1 protein-coding gene is annotated in these 233 nt (G+C 63.1%); it reads left to right on the forward strand.

The features are described from left to right. On the forward strand, nt 1-233 hold a 233-nt coding region (locus KVT39_RS37495; RefSeq protein WP_217591532.1), incomplete at both ends, for a hypothetical protein.

Here is a 233-nt window from a genome sequence, read left to right on the forward strand (position 1 = left end):
ACCGGCCGGACGAAATCTACGCGGGCTCGCCAGCGCAAGCACCGTCCGCGGGGTATGGCGCGGACAATGCCTGCTGGTTGCTTTCCACTTTAGTCGGTTTCGCGCAGGAGACAAATTTTCCGGCATGCGTCGTTCCGACGCGCATTTCATCAGATCAGCCCGGCATCCGGCACCGTTTCGGAAACGGGCATCAGTGCGGATCGGTGGGCCAGACGTTGAGCGCGATCGCGGCC

This window comes from Burkholderia sp. GbtcB21 (genome assembly GCF_019091065.1).
Lineage (GTDB): Bacteria > Pseudomonadota > Gammaproteobacteria > Burkholderiales > Burkholderiaceae > Burkholderia > Burkholderia pyrrocinia_C.